General features: G+C 34.3%; 21 protein-coding genes. 9 read left to right on the top strand and 12 right to left on the bottom strand.

Going from position 1 to position 16,502, the window contains the following annotated elements; translation table 11 throughout:
- Positions 1-395: 395 nt before the first annotated feature.
- Genes BAZO_RS23435 through BAZO_RS12365 form a run of 3 tightly spaced genes read right to left on the bottom strand, consistent with a single transcriptional unit; the run spans position 396 to position 1,299 of the window.
- Positions 396-512, bottom strand: a complete 117-nt coding sequence (locus BAZO_RS23435) for a hypothetical protein (protein ID WP_411844553.1) — start codon at positions 510-512, stop codon at positions 396-398.
- A gap of 23 nt (positions 513-535) precedes the next feature.
- The gene (locus BAZO_RS12370) at positions 536-736 is read right to left on the bottom strand and encodes a hypothetical protein (protein WP_003331890.1); all 201 of its coding nucleotides are present in this window, start codon (positions 734-736) and stop codon (positions 536-538) included.
- Positions 736-1,299: an RNA polymerase sigma factor gene (locus BAZO_RS12365; protein WP_003331889.1), complete on the bottom strand. Its 564-nt coding sequence runs from the start codon at positions 1,297-1,299 to the stop codon at positions 736-738. The genes BAZO_RS12370 and BAZO_RS12365 overlap by 1 nt, the downstream gene beginning before the upstream one ends.
- 331 nt (positions 1,300-1,630) lie before the next feature.
- On the opposite strand from BAZO_RS12365, the gene BAZO_RS12360 reads away from it, so the two are divergent.
- On the top strand, positions 1,631-1,810 hold the full coding sequence (locus BAZO_RS12360; protein WP_003331888.1) for an aspartyl-phosphate phosphatase Spo0E family protein: 180 nt from the start codon (positions 1,631-1,633) through the stop codon (positions 1,808-1,810).
- A gap of 386 nt (positions 1,811-2,196) precedes the next feature.
- Here BAZO_RS12360 and BAZO_RS12355 read toward each other — a convergent pair whose 3' ends face one another.
- Entirely contained in the window at positions 2,197-3,237 is a 1,041-nt protein-coding gene (locus tag BAZO_RS12355; RefSeq protein WP_003331887.1) for an NAD(P)-dependent alcohol dehydrogenase, read from the bottom strand.
- 229 nt (positions 3,238-3,466) lie between these two features.
- Between BAZO_RS12355 and BAZO_RS12350 the strand changes: the two genes are divergently transcribed.
- Positions 3,467-3,874 carry a MerR family transcriptional regulator gene (locus tag BAZO_RS12350; RefSeq protein ID WP_003331886.1) on the top strand — a complete coding sequence of 136 codons (408 nt, stop codon included), beginning with the start codon at positions 3,467-3,469 and terminating at the stop codon, positions 3,872-3,874.
- A gap of 100 nt (positions 3,875-3,974) precedes the next feature.
- On the opposite strand, the gene BAZO_RS12345 is transcribed toward BAZO_RS12350, so the two are convergent.
- Both BAZO_RS12345 and BAZO_RS12340 read right to left on the bottom strand, forming a co-directional pair.
- Complete coding sequence (locus BAZO_RS12345) at positions 3,975-4,298, bottom strand: AzlD domain-containing protein (RefSeq protein WP_003331885.1); 324 nt, start codon at positions 4,296-4,298, stop codon at positions 3,975-3,977.
- Positions 4,295-5,020: an AzlC family ABC transporter permease gene (locus BAZO_RS12340; RefSeq protein ID WP_003331884.1), complete on the bottom strand. Its 726-nt coding sequence runs from the start codon at positions 5,018-5,020 to the stop codon at positions 4,295-4,297. The genes BAZO_RS12345 and BAZO_RS12340 overlap by 4 nt, the downstream gene beginning before the upstream one ends.
- A 99-nt stretch (positions 5,021-5,119) precedes the next feature.
- On the opposite strand from BAZO_RS12340, the gene BAZO_RS12335 reads away from it, so the two are divergent.
- Positions 5,120-5,671 (top strand): helix-turn-helix domain-containing protein, encoded by a 552-nt coding sequence (locus tag BAZO_RS12335; protein WP_003331882.1) that lies wholly within the window; start codon positions 5,120-5,122, stop codon positions 5,669-5,671.
- A gap of 449 nt (positions 5,672-6,120) precedes the next feature.
- Here the strand turns inward: BAZO_RS12335 and BAZO_RS12330 are convergent, their stop codons facing one another.
- The 3 genes from BAZO_RS12330 to BAZO_RS12320 form a co-directional block, all read right to left on the bottom strand.
- Entirely contained in the window at positions 6,121-7,371 is a 1,251-nt protein-coding gene (locus BAZO_RS12330; protein ID WP_003331881.1) for a sensor domain-containing protein, read from the bottom strand.
- A gap of 231 nt (positions 7,372-7,602) precedes the next feature.
- Positions 7,603-8,121, bottom strand: coding sequence for a spermidine/spermine N(1)-acetyltransferase (gene paiA, locus BAZO_RS12325; protein ID WP_003331880.1), 519 nt, complete (start codon positions 8,119-8,121; stop codon positions 7,603-7,605).
- A gap of 22 nt (positions 8,122-8,143) precedes the next feature.
- Positions 8,144-8,596: a MarR family winged helix-turn-helix transcriptional regulator gene (locus BAZO_RS12320; protein ID WP_003331879.1), complete on the bottom strand. Its 453-nt coding sequence runs from the start codon at positions 8,594-8,596 to the stop codon at positions 8,144-8,146.
- A gap of 144 nt (positions 8,597-8,740) precedes the next feature.
- Between BAZO_RS12320 and BAZO_RS12315 the strand changes: the two genes are divergently transcribed.
- Both BAZO_RS12315 and BAZO_RS12310 read left to right on the top strand, forming a co-directional pair.
- On the top strand, positions 8,741-9,187 hold the full coding sequence (locus BAZO_RS12315; protein ID WP_003331878.1) for a GNAT family N-acetyltransferase: 447 nt from the start codon (positions 8,741-8,743) through the stop codon (positions 9,185-9,187).
- Positions 9,184-9,825, top strand: coding sequence for a YczE/YyaS/YitT family protein (locus BAZO_RS12310; protein WP_003331877.1), 642 nt, complete (start codon positions 9,184-9,186; stop codon positions 9,823-9,825). Before BAZO_RS12315 ends, BAZO_RS12310 begins: the two co-directional genes overlap by 4 nt.
- 55 nt (positions 9,826-9,880) lie before the next feature.
- Here the strand turns inward: BAZO_RS12310 and BAZO_RS12305 are convergent, their stop codons facing one another.
- A complete protein-coding gene (locus BAZO_RS12305) occupies positions 9,881-10,453 on the bottom strand; it encodes a VWA-like domain-containing protein (RefSeq protein WP_003331876.1) in 573 nt (190 codons plus the stop codon).
- 514 nt (positions 10,454-10,967) lie between these two features.
- Here BAZO_RS12305 and BAZO_RS12300 point away from each other — a divergent pair.
- The 3 genes from BAZO_RS12300 to BAZO_RS12290 are packed head-to-tail and all read left to right on the top strand — an operon-like array spanning position 10,968 to position 12,263.
- A complete protein-coding gene (locus tag BAZO_RS12300; protein ID WP_003331875.1) occupies positions 10,968-11,381 on the top strand; it encodes an SRPBCC family protein in 414 nt (137 codons plus the stop codon).
- Positions 11,378-11,857, top strand: coding sequence for a MarR family winged helix-turn-helix transcriptional regulator (locus BAZO_RS12295; protein WP_003331874.1), 480 nt, complete (start codon positions 11,378-11,380; stop codon positions 11,855-11,857). Before BAZO_RS12300 ends, BAZO_RS12295 begins: the two co-directional genes overlap by 4 nt.
- Positions 11,850-12,263: an EVE domain-containing protein gene (locus BAZO_RS12290; RefSeq protein ID WP_003331873.1), complete on the top strand. Its 414-nt coding sequence runs from the start codon at positions 11,850-11,852 to the stop codon at positions 12,261-12,263. Before BAZO_RS12295 ends, BAZO_RS12290 begins: the two co-directional genes overlap by 8 nt.
- Positions 12,264-12,498: 235 nt before the next feature.
- On the opposite strand, the gene BAZO_RS12285 is transcribed toward BAZO_RS12290, so the two are convergent.
- Together BAZO_RS12285 and BAZO_RS12280 are read right to left on the bottom strand one after the other, a co-directional pair.
- The gene (locus tag BAZO_RS12285; protein ID WP_268869823.1) at positions 12,499-13,110 is read right to left on the bottom strand and encodes a GGDEF domain-containing protein; all 612 of its coding nucleotides are present in this window, start codon (positions 13,108-13,110) and stop codon (positions 12,499-12,501) included.
- Positions 13,111-13,194: 84 nt separating this feature from the next.
- Entirely contained in the window at positions 13,195-14,316 is a 1,122-nt protein-coding gene (locus tag BAZO_RS12280) for a 7TMR-DISM family protein (protein ID WP_003331870.1), read from the bottom strand.
- A gap of 425 nt (positions 14,317-14,741) precedes the next feature.
- Here BAZO_RS12280 and BAZO_RS12275 point away from each other — a divergent pair, with 425 nt between their 5' ends.
- On the top strand, positions 14,742-16,442 hold the full coding sequence (locus BAZO_RS12275) for a methyl-accepting chemotaxis protein (protein WP_003331869.1): 1,701 nt from the start codon (positions 14,742-14,744) through the stop codon (positions 16,440-16,442).
- Positions 16,443-16,502 lie beyond the last annotated feature (60 nt).

Genomic DNA, 16,502 nt, shown 5'->3' with positions numbered 1-16,502 from the left:
TTTTTTTTTTTTCAAGCAGAAGACGGCATACGAGATATTGGCGTGACTGGAGTTCAGACGTGTGCTCTTCCGATCTCTTTGCCAAGCATAGAAACAGGGCCAGACAATGTCTTAAACTCAATAAAAGGTGCTTTCCTAGAGGTTCGGCACAGGCAGATTGCAGATGACCGTAGTTCACAAAAAGTAAATTGAAGACGAAAAAAGTTAATATTAAAAATCTATTCATCTAGCACACTCCATCCACTTAATAGCCTAAAGTACAAAAATAATCACCGTAATTTCTCTATCAAATATTCTGCAACTGTTGCATGACTTTTTCGAAAAAATTTACCTTTTGAAAGTCAAATATGCGATTATCTTAGTGGAGGTTCCTTCACACGCCTATCATTAATTTTTCATTCCAATGAGTCTGCTACCCTCAAAATTTCTTCCTCTGAGAGATATGCGTCAATTAAAAATTCAGTATTGTAGTTGCTCCAAACTACAAATTTTAGATTTTCATGAGAAGTAATAACTAACGTTGCATTAACTCCCTTTACTTCAACTTCCTTTGTTTCAATAACATTACTAATATCAATGGTTTATATGGAATTTTATTTTTTCTTGATTTAAAGATATATTTTGAGATTTTATTCCATGTTTCTTCTTTTCTGTTATTTAGTTCAGGTACATTTTTAAAATCCTCTTGAATACTTTGGTGAATAAGCCTTTCTAATTGATCATCGTATTTATTCATTATAGTTCACCATCCACAAACGACTTCGTATGTAATTTTTTCTTCAGTTGATTTTTCGCACGGTGAATTCGGGTTTTAACTGTTGGGACATTTAACCCCAAAACATTTGCAATCTCTTGATCTTTTAAATCTTCTATATATTTAAAATAAAGTACACTTCTATATTCAGGAGAAAGTTTTTGAATTTCAGATCTAATCATTTCACTAAAAATGGATTTTTCTACTTCTTCTTCAACGGTCGATGCATGTTCACTTACATTCAGTATCAAAGTATCGAAATCTTCTGTTTCAAATTCATTCCCTTTTCTTTGCTTTCGAATAAAATCTATTGCTGTTCTGGTAGTAATTGTCGAAATCCATGCTTTCATTTTTGAACCGTCTTCGAGTTTATCCAAATTTTTAAAGACTTTAATGAATGTTTCCTGTACGATGTCCTGGGTAGAATGATAATCTTTTGTAATGAAAAATGCCGTTTTATAGACATGCGAATAAAACATTTCATATATAAGTTTAAAGGAATGATCAGGTTCTTTTTTCTTCCTTCGGAAAATTTCACGAAACATATTAAGGCTCCTCGTGTTTTTTTGCTTAACTACTAAACCTTAACATATTTTTATCTTCGATTGGATAATTTTTGTAAATTATCAACTGAGTGTACGTACCCCAAGCCTAGTACGACCAACCTGTCTTTTAATAAGAACAATTTTAATGGGTCCTTTTACCCTTATGACGTTAAAAATTTCAATTAAGTTTCAGAATATTTTTTTGGTTTTTTCTCATTTTCATTTAGACAAATTAAATAAAAATCTAATAATATTGAAACTATAAATAGTATATAACTACCAGTATTATATGGTATAATTTTCCTATACAATGTCACAGGAGATAATACCTATGTCCATGAATAAAAATAAACAGGTTAAAATTGAGGCAAAAATTGAAGTTTTAAGAAATGAGCTTATAGAGACAGGTGAACTATATGGTTACTTGCATCCGAAGACCATCAAAATAAGCCAACAGCTTGATAACATAATAAATGAATATCAGTTGATGAAATTACACTTAACACGATAACAAACTTCAACATTATGAAATCAAAAGTTCCTTCTATACCTTCTATTGTCCATTTCTAATTTATTAACTGGTATTGGTAAGGTCAGAAATATCATCAGGTAAAGCTGGTGAGCCAATAAAAGTATAGGTGAATGTCCCCTTGACCCTCCTCCTCACTCTATTGATATTGCCTTGGAAAAATTCCCCATACTTGAATATGTACTTTGATATAAATACCCGGCATGTTCAAGTAACCCTGACCATCTTCAGAGGGTTGGGTACCTTCACTATTAATTAATCCTTGTGAAGCACGTTGCCCATAATATTCAGGAGTTAAACCTGAAGGTATTCCATTAGTTAATGCCCTACTTTGGTCATGGGTGCTATAGCTAAATGACGAGGTAAATTCACATTGTACTAATGTCAATCACGAATCGATATTTTACATCGGAAGCTAATACTCGTTCGTAAGCTTCGTCAATTTGATTGGCTGAAATTACTTCAATCTTAGGTACAATATTATGTTTCGCACAGAAATCCAACATCTCCTGGGTCTCACGGATGCCACCAATCATGGAACCTGCAAATGAACGACGATGACCGATTAAATTGAACACGTTTAATGACAGCGGTTCTGCAGGAGCACCGACGTTTACCAGACTGCCGTCAAGAGCAAGCAGCCCTAAATAAGCGTTCAGGTCAATCTTTGCACTCACTGTGTTAATAATTAAGTCAAAATATCCTGCAAGTTTCCCGAATGTTTCGGGATCATTTGTAGCATAGTAATTGTCTGCTCCTAATTTTAAACCATCATCTTTTTTCTTCAATGTTTGTGATAGAACTGTTACCTCAGCACCCATTGCATGTGCAATTTGGACAGCCATATGACCAAGACCGCCCATACCAACAACAGCTACCTTCTTACCAGGACCTGCTCCCCAGTGGTTTAATGGAGAATATGTCGTAATACCTGCACAAAGTAATGGTGCTGCGTCATCAAGTGCAATGCTATCAGGTATTCTAAGTACAAAATCTTCCGGAACAACGATATGGGTAGAATAGCCACCTTGAGTTGGTTCCCCGTATTTGTCAACACCAGCGTAAGTATCGACTTTTCCTTTTAGACAATATTGCTCCTCTCCATTACGGCAGTTCTCACATTCACCACAGGAATCAACCATACATCCAACTCCCGCTCGGTCGCCAACCTTATATTTTGTAACACTAGGTCCTACAGCCGTGACAATGCCCGCAATCTCATGCCCGGGTACGAGTGGATAGTGCACTGGCCCCCATTCACCGTGAGCAGTATGGATATCAGAATGGCAAATGCCTGCATATTTAATTTCAATTAGAACATCATGTGAATCAAGATCACGTCTTTTAATCTCAGCAGCTCGAAACGGTTTATCAGGACCGTCCACTGCTCGCGCTTTAGCTGTTATCATTTGTTTAAACCTCCATCAACTTGATTTTTTAAGAGTATTTACTTATCTTTTCTCTTGCAAAACTAGAATAAACCCTATAGTTAACTCTAAGTCAAGGGATAAGTATTTTATGCAGAATTCAACATAAAATCATAAAAAGACTTTACTTTGACAATTAAAATTCAGCATGATAAAATTTTGCCTAAATTTAGAGTTAACTCGAAGTCTATATAAAAAAGGAGAAACAACGATGAACTATTCTATCAGCGAAGCTGCAGAAAAATTAAATCTTACCGTATATACTCTGCGTTACTACGACAAGGAGGGCCTAATGCCTTTTGTAGAACGGACACCTAACGGAACACGACTGTTTAAAGAGTCGGACATAGACGCCTTAAAAGTAATTGAATGTTTAAAAGCGACCGGGATGCCTATTAAGGAGATAAAAAATTTTATTGATTGGTGCTCTGAAGGGGATTCCACGTTGCAGCAAAGATATAACATGTTTCTGGAACGAAAAGCCACAGTGGAAGCACAAATGGAAGAGTTAAAAAAAACAATGGAACTCATCGAGCATAAGTGTCGGTATTATAAGTCCGCTTTGGATGCTGGAACGGAAGCTATCCATAAAAACAATAAAATAAAGATTTCTAATTAAAGAAGGATATGCAAACAAAGAACTTGTTAACTTCTTGAGAATAGCACAAGCTGTCAATAAGTTCACGACAGCCTTAAATTCTCCTCGATAATTGGCTCCATTAAAACAAAAACCTAACAGTGGCCATACTTACTATTCCCACGATAACTGTAACAGACAAACTCTTTGTCCATAGGGCTATGATAAGTGTTGGTACAATAGCGGTAAGAACTCTCCAATCAATGGATAGTAATGAATGGTCTTGAATGATAAAGCTATCAACGATAAGTGCAGCAAAAATACAAATAGGAATATAGGAAAGCCATTTGACAACAATTTTCGGAAGCCCTATATTTCTAATAACGATAAATGGAATAACTCTCGGAATAAAGGTTACAATAGCACCACCTAAAATGATTAATAAAATAGATAAATTCAAATTCATTTGTCTTTCACCACCCCAATAGTTGCAACAATGATTGTTGTTAAGAGAATCGCAATATATGAAGGAACAAACATACAGAGAACTAACATCAATACAACTACATAAACAATTAGCGATAGATAAAGTTTCAATTTACCACGATCCATACTTTCTAATTGCAAAACAAGTAATGCTAGAAACATTGCTGTTAAAGAAAAATCCAACCCTAAAACTTCCGGATTTGAAATCCATTTACCAAAGATGGCACCCAATGTACAAGATAAAATCCAGAAAATATAAGCTGTTACATTCAACCCATTCATCCAACTTGCATTAATCATTTCTCTTTTAACAATCTTATTAACGGCAACACCAAACGATTCATCCGTTAAAAGTGATCCAATCCCGATATTTTTCATTAAAGAATACTTCGTAAAGTGTGGAGCTAATGTCATACTTAATAAAAAATGTCGTAAATTCACAATAAAAGTTGTGAATACAATAACTGAAAAAGGACTTCCTGCTACTAACAATGCACAAATGATAAATTGAGATGCACCAGCGTAAACTAAGACCGACATAAGAGCAACTTCTACTATACTTAGATTGGATGCTGCTCCAACGATCCCCATTGCAATTCCAATACTGATGTAGCCAATTAATGTTGGAACGCAATCTTTTACTCCTTGAGAAAATGTAGGGGGAGTTTCTTCTTTATATTTTTTATTTGCTAATTCGCTCATGGTTGCATCACCCTTTTGTTTACTATATTGTACATAAGTCTGTTATGTTATTTCTATGTATGTTATTATGAATACAAAAAAGAGTCAAGGAGATTTTTTATGGAATTCATTCAAGAGGCAATAGCGAAAAATCTGGCCAAAATAAGAAAAAAGCGAGGATTGAGCCTAGATAACGTGTCGGAACTGACTGGAGTTAGTAAAGCAATGTTAGCCCAAATTGAAAATGGAAAATCAAATCCAACTGTCACCACTCTTTGGAAAATTGCAAATGGATTACAAGTATCTTTTTCAGGGTTTTTAAAGGAAAATGATAAGCCGCAAATTGAAAAAATAAATATGAATGAACTTAATCCAATAATTGATGATGATGAAAACTATCTTGTTTATTCTATCTTCCCATTTCATCCAGAAAAAAAGTTTGAAATTTTCACTGTAGACTTAAAGCCTGGTTTTCGTCATGTATCCGAAAAGCATACAGGTGAGGAATATGTACTAATACAACGAGGAACACTTACGCTTGATATTCAAGGGGAGAAGTTTGAATTAAATCCTGACGAAACTATTAAATTTAATGCAAATACTGAACACATTTATATAAACTCTTCAGACGAACTGGTTCGATTCTACACTATTATCTACTATCCTGATTAATATCCATGTCTATTTTTTATTAAATGCTTAACGACATTCACCTTTTATTCAAATAATAATACAGTTAAAAGATCCAGCCTGCATTTATATTGATTTTACAATCGAATAAGACTAGGTTGAAGAAGTAAAAAATGGAGTTACTTGCCTAGTAAACGAGAAGAATGAAGCATTTTCACAATTTTTTGTAGGACAAAGATAACGGAGATAGAAGAAGGTTAAAGCCCTTATTGGACAAAAAGAAAAGGGGCGAAATTCTATTGGATCCGTCCCCAATTGGTTTTTGGTTTTGATTTTTGATTGAAAAATCTGACCGAATAATGATTGAATACATAAGATCTACCCGCTGCTCTTCCAACTACCTTACCGTTTGGAAGCCAACTTTTGGGCATGAGGAAGAGGAATGAGGTTCTCTCTAAAGAGATCTATTGGTTAGCCTCACTCATAGGAAGTCATTTTTTTCCATTTCTCTTAATCTTATACATCGCATTGTCTGCTTTTTTTATTAGTGTGTCTAATTCAAATCCATCATCCGGAAAAATACTAATGCCAATACTTCCTGTCACCTTTATTAAATGTCCATCAATCCCAAATGGCTCATGAAATGATTCTATTAACTGTTCTGCTTTTTCCTGAACCTCAAAATCTTTTTCAATATTATTAAAGATCAATACAAACTCATCTCCACCATATCGACAAACAAAATCATTTTCCTCAACAAAAACTTCCAACTGGGATGCAGCCACTTTAAGTAATCGATCTCCAAATTCATGACCAAGCGTATCATTGATATATTTAAAATTATCCAAGTCCATAAATAAAACAGCAACTTTTTTTGGGATTTTAAAAGTACCCATTAGTTCTGCCCATTTTTTTTGCAAGAATCTTCTATTTGGTAAATTCGTTAGCGGGTCATAATGTGCTTGATTATAAATAACTTTTTCAAGTTCTTTTCTTTCTGTTATATCATGTGCAATTGTTGATAAAAACTCAACAGCACCACTTTCCGATTTATGTGCTACAATCATTTGCGAGACTGGTATACTTGTCCCATCATCTTTGAGAATAGCAGATTCCCCTTTCCAATGCCCATTTTCTATTGCGGTAGGTATTCCTTCCGTTTTAAGTAAATCTGTTACCCATCTTTCCATCACAGCTTCGTTAAAGGCAGCATTTTCATTAATACTAAGCAGTTTACGTGCAGCCGGATTATAATAAAAACTATTCCCAGCAATATCAAAAGTTGCGATAAAGTCAGGGGATGCCTCTATAATCCCAAGAAGTTGCTGCTGCCTTCGCTCTATCTGCTTCCTTTCAGTTATGTCTCTATCCATCCCTCTATATCCAACACATTTGCCTTCAGTATTTAAAATGGGGGACCCACTGGTTTCCAAAATCACTTCGTGTCCATCACGATGAAGGTTTATATTTTCTAGGTTTTTAATGGGCAGCTTATTAGAGACATGATACTCAAAGATGGGGGCTATTCGTTTTGCTTCCCCTTCTTCCATCAAATCAAATGGAGTTTTTCCTAAAACCTCAGAAGGTAAATACCCTAATATATCATATATCCTTGGACTTGCATAAGTATATATACCATTCTCATCCACCTCCCAAATCCAATCACTAACATGTTCTACTAACATACGGAATCTCTCTTCATCTGTTCGTAAGTCTGTTCTAGTTTGTATATTTTCTTCCATATTAACTACCATCCTAAAGGTTAAAATATCTGCTATATTATAATGAAAACTGAAAAGTATGCTTTTTTCTGGAATTATCATTAAACATCTGAACAACTTTATTATAAAACTTTTATATAGAACAAGAACAGAAACAAGAGAACAACCCGAGAAAAAACCAACAGGACACAGTTCCCGCCCCTGTGTCCCATTACGGTTCAACCAACGTCTATAGCAAACTATAACTTTAAATTACAATAACGATTTTGTCATAATAAAGTCCGTTTGTTCTTCATCACCCATATAAAAAGAGTGTGCTCCTGTTTGGACAAATCCCATTTTCTTATAAAAGACAATAGCATTTTCATTTTTTTCCCAAACCCCTAACCAGATTTTCTTTTTATTTCGCTCCAACGCAATTTCCATAGCTTTATTTAGCAGATATTTACCAAGCCCAAGTTTTTGAAATTTGTTCTTTATATAAATCCGCTCAATTTCAAGTGATTCATTACCCATTTCTTCAGACTGAGCATCATGGGTATTAACCTTTAAATATCCAGCGATTTCATTGTCAAAATAAACAATATAGAATTGTGAAGAAATATTGGATAATTCTTTTTCTAATTGCTTTGAGTTAAATGCCCTTTCCAAATAAGCATTCATATTTTCAGGTGAATTCTGATGCTTAAATGTCTCATTAAATGTTTCATAACTGATTTCTTGAAGCATGTGTAAATCTTCAAGGGTGCATTGTTTTATATTTATTGTCATTTTAATATTTACTCCTATTTCATCAATAATTTCTCTTGTTTCCTTTTTTCACAAATTCCCAATCTATTTCTATATTTTTTCTAACCTTTTGAAGAAGATAAAAAAGGGTTTCTACTTCTTCTTCAGACAATCCAGATAGTGCTACCGTATTAGAATAATCATTTTCTCTTCTGATGAAAGGATAAACACTTTGCCCTTTTTCTGTTGGAAAAAGTTTTTTGATTTTTTGGTTATGCCTATCATCTCTCTTTTCAATAAAACCCTGTAACTCAAGTTTCTTTATTGCACGAGCTGTTGTTGTTCGGTCTACCTTTATCATCTCAGCTAACTTTTCTTGAATGATTCCTGGATGTTCACATATCCGAACGAGGTATAAATATTGTCCTTTTGTGAGGTCAAATTCTTTAAATTCTATATTACTGATAGAATCTAAAGCCCTTGCTATCATTCCAATTTCTCGAAGAATTTCCTTCATAATTTGCAACCCCACCTGTTCGTTGTATTTGCTAATACTAAAATTAATATTATTGTATTTTTGTTGCATTTACAACAAAAATACTCCAATATATAATGGAGTGAGCATAACTAAAGAAATCACCACAGAGAGGGCGATAGAATGATGAAATCAAAAATAATTACTACAAAAGAGGATTTAAAAAAAGCCTTTGATATAAGAATAGAAGTATTTGTTGAAGAACAAGGTGTTCCATTAGAAGATGAACTTGACGAATTTGATACACTTAATGGACAATGCGAACACATATTAGTTTATTTCAATGAACAACCAGTCGGAACAGGCAGAATAAGATTAGTTGATGGATTCGGTAAGTTAGAGAGAATTTGTATCTTAAAGCCTTACCGTAAATTTGGGTTAGGAAAAGTAATTATTAAAGCATTAGAAGAAGTAGCAGAAAAAAATGGAGTATCCAAAACTAAATTGCATGGACAAAAACATGCAGAAGGTTTTTATAAAAAACTCGGATATCAGACTTCATCAAGTGTATTTATGGAAGATGGCATACCTCATATTTTAATGGTAAAAGAATTGTCTACAAAATACGTATGAAAAAATTAGGCTTAACAAAATTTACATTTTATGTTTTAGGAATTTTGATTTTAGCATTTGGCATTACTCTCACCATTCAATCAAAACTTGGAACATCACCATTTGATGCACTGTTAGTTGGACTATCTGAAACAGTGGGTCTTACAGTGGGAAGTTGGGAAGTCATAATCGCTTTTATACTGATATTTTGCAATTCATTTCTAAAAAAACAAAAACCTGAATTCTTGGGATTACTGACATCCTTTATAACTGGTATTAGTATTGATATGTGGCTTTTCCTATTACATAATTTGATTACACCCGAAACATGGTTCAGTAAACTTATTTGTTTTGGAATCGGTATAATCTTAATCGGACTTGGAACTGCAATTTATTTATACACAAACTTTGCACCCATTCCTGTTGACCATTTAACTTTGATCATTCAAGAATTAACTAAAATAAGCATACTGTTTTCAAGAACAGTAATATATCTATTCTTCTTGCTCTCTGCCATTATATTCAATGGACCCATCGGTATTGGTACTGTAATTACTCTTTGTTTAGGTGGGGTTATTCTCAATTACTTTATGGAAATGATTGAAAGACTGACGAACAACCCTAATCCATCGGGCATATGTACACAGTCAAAAAATTGAGAGTAAAAGATATCTGCTATATTTAATGGGACACAATTCCCGACCCTATGTCCCACTAATCAATTCGGAACAGGTCTCCTTTAGGGATAAAAGGAAGATGTTTTCCTTTTGGCAGTAAAAAAGCATGCTTTCGTTTAACAATTAAGCGGTCACATTCTCCGTCAGTGATGATTAAAATGGGACCGTTTTTCGGAAAGTCTGTTGCGTTTTCAAGTAAATCAATTCCTGACTGAAGAAGTGTTCCACCCCGGCCTTTTACTTTAACAGTTTCGGCAATTTCCTCTGGAACCATATAGCCTGCATCGTAAGCGGAGGCGTCACAAAACACAACACGAACTGCAGGAACATCGCGTGCAACGCTATAACTCGCAATTGTTCCGAGTGCTTTGGCCAGAAGTTTTTTATCCATAGACCCCGATGTATCCAGCACTACGCCGAATGTTCTGCCGTGCTCATCGCCTCCTACATCAACATAAGAGGGGCGAGGTATGTCAGGGGTGCTAGATTGTCTTCTGGAAAGCCTCGCATATGTTCTTCTTTTTTCGACAGGCTGAAATGGAAATAAACAAAACAAGTTTAGTTTATTTTCAATATCATTAATGCCATATTTACTAATTTCTATTACCATTTCTAAAAATCCTTTTTATTTTGTGATGGCTAGTGAAGCCACGTAATAAAAATTCGCAAAAGGGGCATTGTTCGTGTTGGATTTGTTCTCAAAAAACTAATAAAGATGGATTTCCTCATTCACAAATTATTCAATTGGAACACTGAAAAGTCAACCATGTGATTATTTTAGTGCAGGGAAATTTTAATCGTTTAAAGAGCAGGAGAAGTTACCCCCCTGCTCCCTCACTATTTAGCAATCTAACGTCTTCATCATAATCAGTGTAAATATTCATTTTAACGCCTTTAGTCATCGTTAAGATTCAATTCAATTCCGCAATGATAACCAATCTCATATCGTTTAATACCCCTATCAACTATCAGCTTATCAATCCAATCCATTATCCCTATTCAAAATTGTTTATCTTAAAAATTTTTGCTTATTAATTCATTATTAATTATTTTCACCTTATTATTGACAATTAATATAAGTATAATTATAATAAGTATACATATAATGAAAGAGGGAGATATTGATGAAGTTTTGTTTTGAATTATTAGTAAATACTTCACCCGAAAAGGTTTGGAAATTATACGCAGATGTAAACCGATGGTACCAATGGGATTCCAAACTAAAGAAAATAACTTTGGAAGGGAATTTCTCCATTGGTAGCACTGGAACGATTGAAGTTGAAAGCCAACCTCTCGTACCCTATGAAATTGTAAATGTTCAAGAGAATAAAAGTTTTTGTACAAAAACTACTATTCCTTCCTTTGGTGAAATATATTTTAATCACGAGATAACAAAAGTCTATGAAAAATGTACTATTAAACATACTGTTGAATTAAAAGATGGTAAGGCTAATGAGCATAGCATTAATTTATTGAAAAACTTATTTAGTGATGTACCAAAAGCTGTGCTTTCAATAAAGGAGTTGGTGGAAAATTGAGAGAATTTCCATCAAAATTTAAAGGGGAATCTTCAGAATCAATAGGATTTTTATTCATAAAGGTTTACAACATATGGCATAGGGAAATTAAAAGGAAATTAAGAGAAATAAATCTTACTCATCCCCAATTTGTTGTATTGACTACTTTAGGATATCTATCAAAAAGCCATGAGGATATTAACCAGGCTTTAATTGCTAGAGAGGCCGATATGGATGTTATGACCGTTTCAAGTATAGTAAAAAAGTTGGAACAAAGTGAATTAATAGTTAGAAACACTTCAGAAAGAGATCCCAGGGCAAATATTATTTGTTTGACAAAAAGTGGACAAGACAAATTAGAAATAGCAGTTCCATTAGTTGAAAGAATAGATGATGTCTTCTTTTCTTCTCTCGGTATAGAAGAAGATTTTTTTAGAAAACAATTATATTCACTTTCAAGAATTGATTTTAGCTCCATGGAGGAAAGTCATGAATAAATATTGGATTGGTGTCGCTTCAGATGATCACGTAAAACACGGGGTTTTGGGAGGTTTCTGTCAGCTTTGTCATGGCAAATCCTCCCCCTTAAAAAGGATGAAAAAAGGAGATTGGATTATATATTACAGCCCCAAGAATTCATTAAGTACAAAAATCCCTTGTCAAAAATTTACTGCAATTGGCGAAATATTAGATAGTAATATTTATCAGGTTGAAATGTACCCTGGATTCCAACCTTTTAGAATGAATGTAAAATTTCTTAAATCAATAACACCTGTGCCGCTAAACTTAGTTTCAAGCTTACCGTTGTGGCAAGATTATCGCTCTAGATTAAGGTTTGGACACTTTGAAATTCCGAAAGAATTATTTATGATCATATCTGACTTAATGAATCTCAAAAACTAATGGTCTAATAATTAGTGATAGATTTATTTGAGCGATTTACTTATAACTAATACTCTAAAACTAAAAGAATCAAAAGCCCAAGAATGCCGTACATATTACTTGAAAAGGGACTTATTATTGGGCAGCTCCGCTTATTTCATGCAAAAAGGACAGATATTACATCATTTACTAAATGAATTTTTGATATAAAAAAGAACTGCCCATAATGACAGCTCTGAATTTTTACTATTTCTTTTTAACATCCACATTCATTATTAGATTCAGGTAAAGATGTTGTTGGCAAGTTCAAATGGGACACAGTTCCCGTCCCCATGTCCCAAAACTGTGCTTTATTTCTTCCCGTTTCTTTTGCATGGTATAATCCTTTGTCAGCGTGTGAAAGCAATGTCCCCATGGATTCCCCATGATGGTAAGTTGCCACGCCAAGAGAGCAGGTTTTTCGATGAACAACTGGGAAATCGTGTGATTCGACACTCGAGCAAATGTGCTCTGCAAATGGCAGCGCCTCTATTTCTGAAGTTTCTGGACAAATTAATAAAAACTCCTCGCCGCCCCAACGCCCAAAAATATAATTTTTCGGAATGACTTCTTTTACTAGATTAGCAAAAGCAACTAATACCTGGTCTCCCACTGAATGGCCGTGTTGGTCATTCACTTGTTTGAAATGGTCAATATCTAATAAGATAATTGAAAGCGGACTTTTTTCTTGATTCGCTTTTTCAATCATACAAGAAAGCGATTTTTCTAGCTTATGTCGATTGTAAATCTGTGTTAATTGATCCGTATTTGATAATTTTTCTAAATCAGCATTCGCTGACTCTAGTTCCTTCGTCCTTTGGCTAACAATCCTTTCAAGTTCTTCATTCAGTATACGCTGCGCTTCCTCACGCTCCCATTTAATAGCATTAATTTTATCTGCAAGAGCAAGTGATCAGAAAATTACCTCTAACGCTGCGCCAATTTCCGGAATGAGTTCAAAAATCATGGGATGGAACGGAATGATATACAAAAAGCTTAACGCCTGAATAATAACCGTTAATAAAAGGATCGTCCATGCAACAACATAAAAACGGGCAATTCGAAGCCCCTTAGCCATAAGGCGGTAACCAACATACCAAAGAAGGAAACAAACGACGAGGCCAAGCATAGAAACAGAGTCAGACAATGTCTTAAACTCAATAAAAGGAATGAAGATGATTGGTAAAAAGACAAGTACCATCATGATGTTCAAAACTTTATTTACCCTAGGTAAAACCTTCCTCGTACCGAGAAATTCCTTTGAAAAAAGAATCATGAAAAAATAAAGAATACAGGAAGAAATCGAAATTGAATTAATTAACATCCATTCGTTCAAGCTGTCGCCAAAATATTCAAGGTCGAGACCGTTCATTGTAAATTGAAATAAAATAAATGACATTACATAAAAAACATAATATAGGTAAGCCTTTTCCCGAAGCGAAAAAAATAAAAACAAATTATAAAGCGAAAGCGATATCATAAACCCATAAAAAATGCCAGATGCATATTTGTACTTGGCAACCTCTTCAATAAAGGACGTTGTACTCATTAGCTTTGTATTAACAGGTATAGGCATATCGCCACTTAGTTTGAGAAAAATGTATTTTAAGTCTTGACTGCTTATCTCATAGATAAAAGATCGGTAATCCACAACTTGGTTTTTTACTCCTGAGATACCACCCTTTTCGAGTGTATATGTGTCATCTTTTGCAACTGTATACAAATCAGCATGATTCACTTTATCAATGAATTCAAACCAATGTGGATTCCTAGTATCTTCTATTAACTTTTCAGGATCAAGTCTTAGCCAAATGACATCATCCGAGTAAGCAAAAGATGGATAATCTTCTTTAATTGACTTGAATTCGTCATCATACCGACCTGATAGAAGGTCATCAATTGTAACTTCTTTTGTACTATCAATATAGTATTCATAGTGTTTTCCTAGAGATTCAGCATAGGCAGGATGCAGATGACTGTAGTTCACAAAAAGTAAATTGAAGACGAAAAAAGTTAATAATAAAAATCTATTCATCTAGTACACCCCATCCACTTAATAGCCTAAATACAAAAACTCACCCTTTTTATTTAGAGTATCACATAATTCTCTATTTACCATTATGAATTTTAAACTTTGGATAGCTAATAACATTGACTTATCAGACTTTCCAGCCTTTCAATTAAACGTTTGTTTAGCAGTTACTCAAACTTCTAGATTTTGGCGGTGCAAAAGTTGAGATATTATTTTATTACTCATTGAAAGAAAAATCACAATAGCCCAATATTCCTCCACTAATCGTTGCGGATAAAATTCAAGAAATCTACATAATATATCCATTTCACGTTGTTTTAAAAGAGATAATATTAATATAAATATGTGAAATTGGTGTAAAGCAGAGACCCTGCTTCTTGCTAATGAAACGTTGGTCCATATACATAGATATAGGATTGGGGTGTTTCATGTTGAAGTTTTTTGCAAAACTAAAATTAGGTACAAAAATTAATATATTAGTTATTGCTATTATACTTACATTGTCGGCTATTGTTGGCATAGTTGTTAATTATCAAATTACAAAAGGGATTGAGGAATTTGCGATAGAAAAGGCAAAAGGCGATCTTAATCTATCCTACCGTTATCTGGATAGTGGTTACCCAGGTGAATGGGAGGTAAAAGGAGATAAACTTTATAAAGGAAACACTCTCATAAATGAAAACTACAAAATTGTTGATGAAGTTGGCGCAGACACGGGGGATACAGTAACAATTTTCTTAGATGATACTAGAATAGCCACCAATGTTATTTTAAATAACGAACGTGCTGTTGGAACAAAAGCTTCAAAAGAAGTGGTGGAAACAGTATTAAAAAAAGTTGAAAATTATTATGGAGAGGCTAATGTGGCAGGTAAACTATATCAAACTGCTTATATGCCTTTATTAGATAAAAATGATAATCCCATTGGCATGTTTTATGTAGGTGCTTCGCAAAATATTATTGGAAAAATTGTAAAGGGATTTTTAGTAACATTCATACTCGTTCTTGCTATAGTAATAGCCACCTCAACCCTAGCGGTTATTATGTATACATTAAGAATTAAGAAGAGACTACATTCTGTTTCAAATGCTCTTGAATTAGCAGGTAACGGTGATTTTACAGCGGGACTTCTAGATCACTCAGGGGATGAATTAGGAGAATTATCTAGGAGCTATAACCGTATGACTATGAATCTTAATACTATGATGAATGAGGTTATGTCAGCTTCAAAACAAGTTGCTTCTTCTTCTGAGGAATTAACTGCCAGCGCTGATCAAACGAATAAAGCAACAGCAACAATTACGAAGTCTATTCATCAAGTTGCAAGTGGTGTAGAACGTACGTCTGTAAGTCTGCAAGAGAGCGCGAGTTCATTAGATGAAGTGGCAATTCGGGTGCAATCAATTGCAGAGAATGCATCCTTCATTTCAGCAGTCAGTTCTCAAGCAACCCAAAAGGCAAAAGAAGGCGGAGAATTTGTTGATAAAACCGTAAAACAAATTAGCTCTATCACCCTATCCGTAACTGAAAGTGGAGAAAAACTTAAATCTTTAGAAAGACGTTCACAAGAAATCGGTAATATATCTAATGTGATCTCTGAAATAGCGGAACAAACAAATTTATTAGCATTGAATGCAGCGATTGAGGCTGCAAGAGCAGGAGAGCATGGGAAAGGATTTGCAGTTGTTGCAGATGAGGTAAGAAAATTAGCTGAACAATCACGAACATCTTCCTCACAAATTTCTAAATTAATCTTTGATATCCAACAAGATATGGTTCAGTCAAATCAATCAATTGAACAAGTAACATACGATGTTAAGGATGGTTTGGATATAGTTCAACAAACCGAAGAAAGATTTTCAGGGATCCTTCACTTTATGGAGAAGTTGGCTGACTATATTAACGACATGGCAGTCACAACGGAAGAAGTAACTTCAACTATTCAGGAAGTATCCAGTACTGTAACTGAAATCTCTAATGTATCTAATGAGACATCCGTACACTCACAACATGTTGCTACTTCTGCAGAAGAACAATTTACATCGATGGAGGAAATATCAGCGTCTGCAAATGCTCTATCAAATCTTGCGGAAAAACTTCAGAATATTATTAGCAGGTTTAAGATATAATCAAAAAATGAGGGACACTCATGGGCGGTGTTCCCCATTTTTCTCATGTCAAAATATTGA

This window comes from Schinkia azotoformans LMG 9581 (assembly GCF_000307855.1).
Classification (GTDB): Bacteria; Bacillota; Bacilli; order Bacillales; family Bacillaceae_J; genus Schinkia; species Schinkia azotoformans.
Note: the sequence above shows the minus strand (reverse complement) of the source record. Positions and strands in the feature narration are given on the sequence as shown.

What these genes read in the sequence shown, in the direction of transcription:
- BAZO_RS12355 (WP_003331887.1), bottom strand. Translation starts at nt 3,237, where the DNA reads ATGATAACAGCTAAAGCGCGAGCAGTGGACGGTCCTGATAAACCGTTT.
- BAZO_RS12275 (WP_003331869.1), top strand. Translation starts at nt 14,742, where the DNA reads ATGTTGAAGTTTTTTGCAAAACTAAAATTAGGTACAAAAATTAATATA.
- BAZO_RS12320 (WP_003331879.1), bottom strand. Translation starts at nt 8,596, where the DNA reads ATGAAGGAAATTCTTCGAGAAATTGGAATGATAGCAAGGGCTTTAGAT.
- BAZO_RS12315 (WP_003331878.1), top strand. Translation starts at nt 8,741, where the DNA reads ATGAAATCAAAAATAATTACTACAAAAGAGGATTTAAAAAAAGCCTTT.
- BAZO_RS12360 (WP_003331888.1), top strand. Translation starts at nt 1,631, where the DNA reads ATGTCCATGAATAAAAATAAACAGGTTAAAATTGAGGCAAAAATTGAA.
- paiA (WP_003331880.1), bottom strand. Translation starts at nt 8,121, where the DNA reads ATGACAATAAATATAAAACAATGCACCCTTGAAGATTTACACATGCTT.
- BAZO_RS12280 (WP_003331870.1), bottom strand. Translation starts at nt 14,316, where the DNA reads ATGAATAGATTTTTATTATTAACTTTTTTCGTCTTCAATTTACTTTTT.
- BAZO_RS12290 (WP_003331873.1), top strand. Translation starts at nt 11,850, where the DNA reads ATGAATAAATATTGGATTGGTGTCGCTTCAGATGATCACGTAAAACAC.
- BAZO_RS12300 (WP_003331875.1), top strand. Translation starts at nt 10,968, where the DNA reads ATGAAGTTTTGTTTTGAATTATTAGTAAATACTTCACCCGAAAAGGTT.
- BAZO_RS12350 (WP_003331886.1), top strand. Translation starts at nt 3,467, where the DNA reads ATGAACTATTCTATCAGCGAAGCTGCAGAAAAATTAAATCTTACCGTA.
- BAZO_RS12335 (WP_003331882.1), top strand. Translation starts at nt 5,120, where the DNA reads ATGGAATTCATTCAAGAGGCAATAGCGAAAAATCTGGCCAAAATAAGA.
- BAZO_RS12365 (WP_003331889.1), bottom strand. Translation starts at nt 1,299, where the DNA reads ATGTTTCGTGAAATTTTCCGAAGGAAGAAAAAAGAACCTGATCATTCC.
- BAZO_RS12310 (WP_003331877.1), top strand. Translation starts at nt 9,184, where the DNA reads ATGAAAAAATTAGGCTTAACAAAATTTACATTTTATGTTTTAGGAATT.
- BAZO_RS12340 (WP_003331884.1), bottom strand. Translation starts at nt 5,020, where the DNA reads ATGAGCGAATTAGCAAATAAAAAATATAAAGAAGAAACTCCCCCTACA.
- BAZO_RS12330 (WP_003331881.1), bottom strand. Translation starts at nt 7,371, where the DNA reads ATGGAAGAAAATATACAAACTAGAACAGACTTACGAACAGATGAAGAG.
- BAZO_RS12370 (WP_003331890.1), bottom strand. Translation starts at nt 736, where the DNA reads ATGAATAAATACGATGATCAATTAGAAAGGCTTATTCACCAAAGTATT.
- BAZO_RS12345 (WP_003331885.1), bottom strand. Translation starts at nt 4,298, where the DNA reads ATGAATTTGAATTTATCTATTTTATTAATCATTTTAGGTGGTGCTATT.
- BAZO_RS12305 (WP_003331876.1), bottom strand. Translation starts at nt 10,453, where the DNA reads ATGGTAATAGAAATTAGTAAATATGGCATTAATGATATTGAAAATAAA.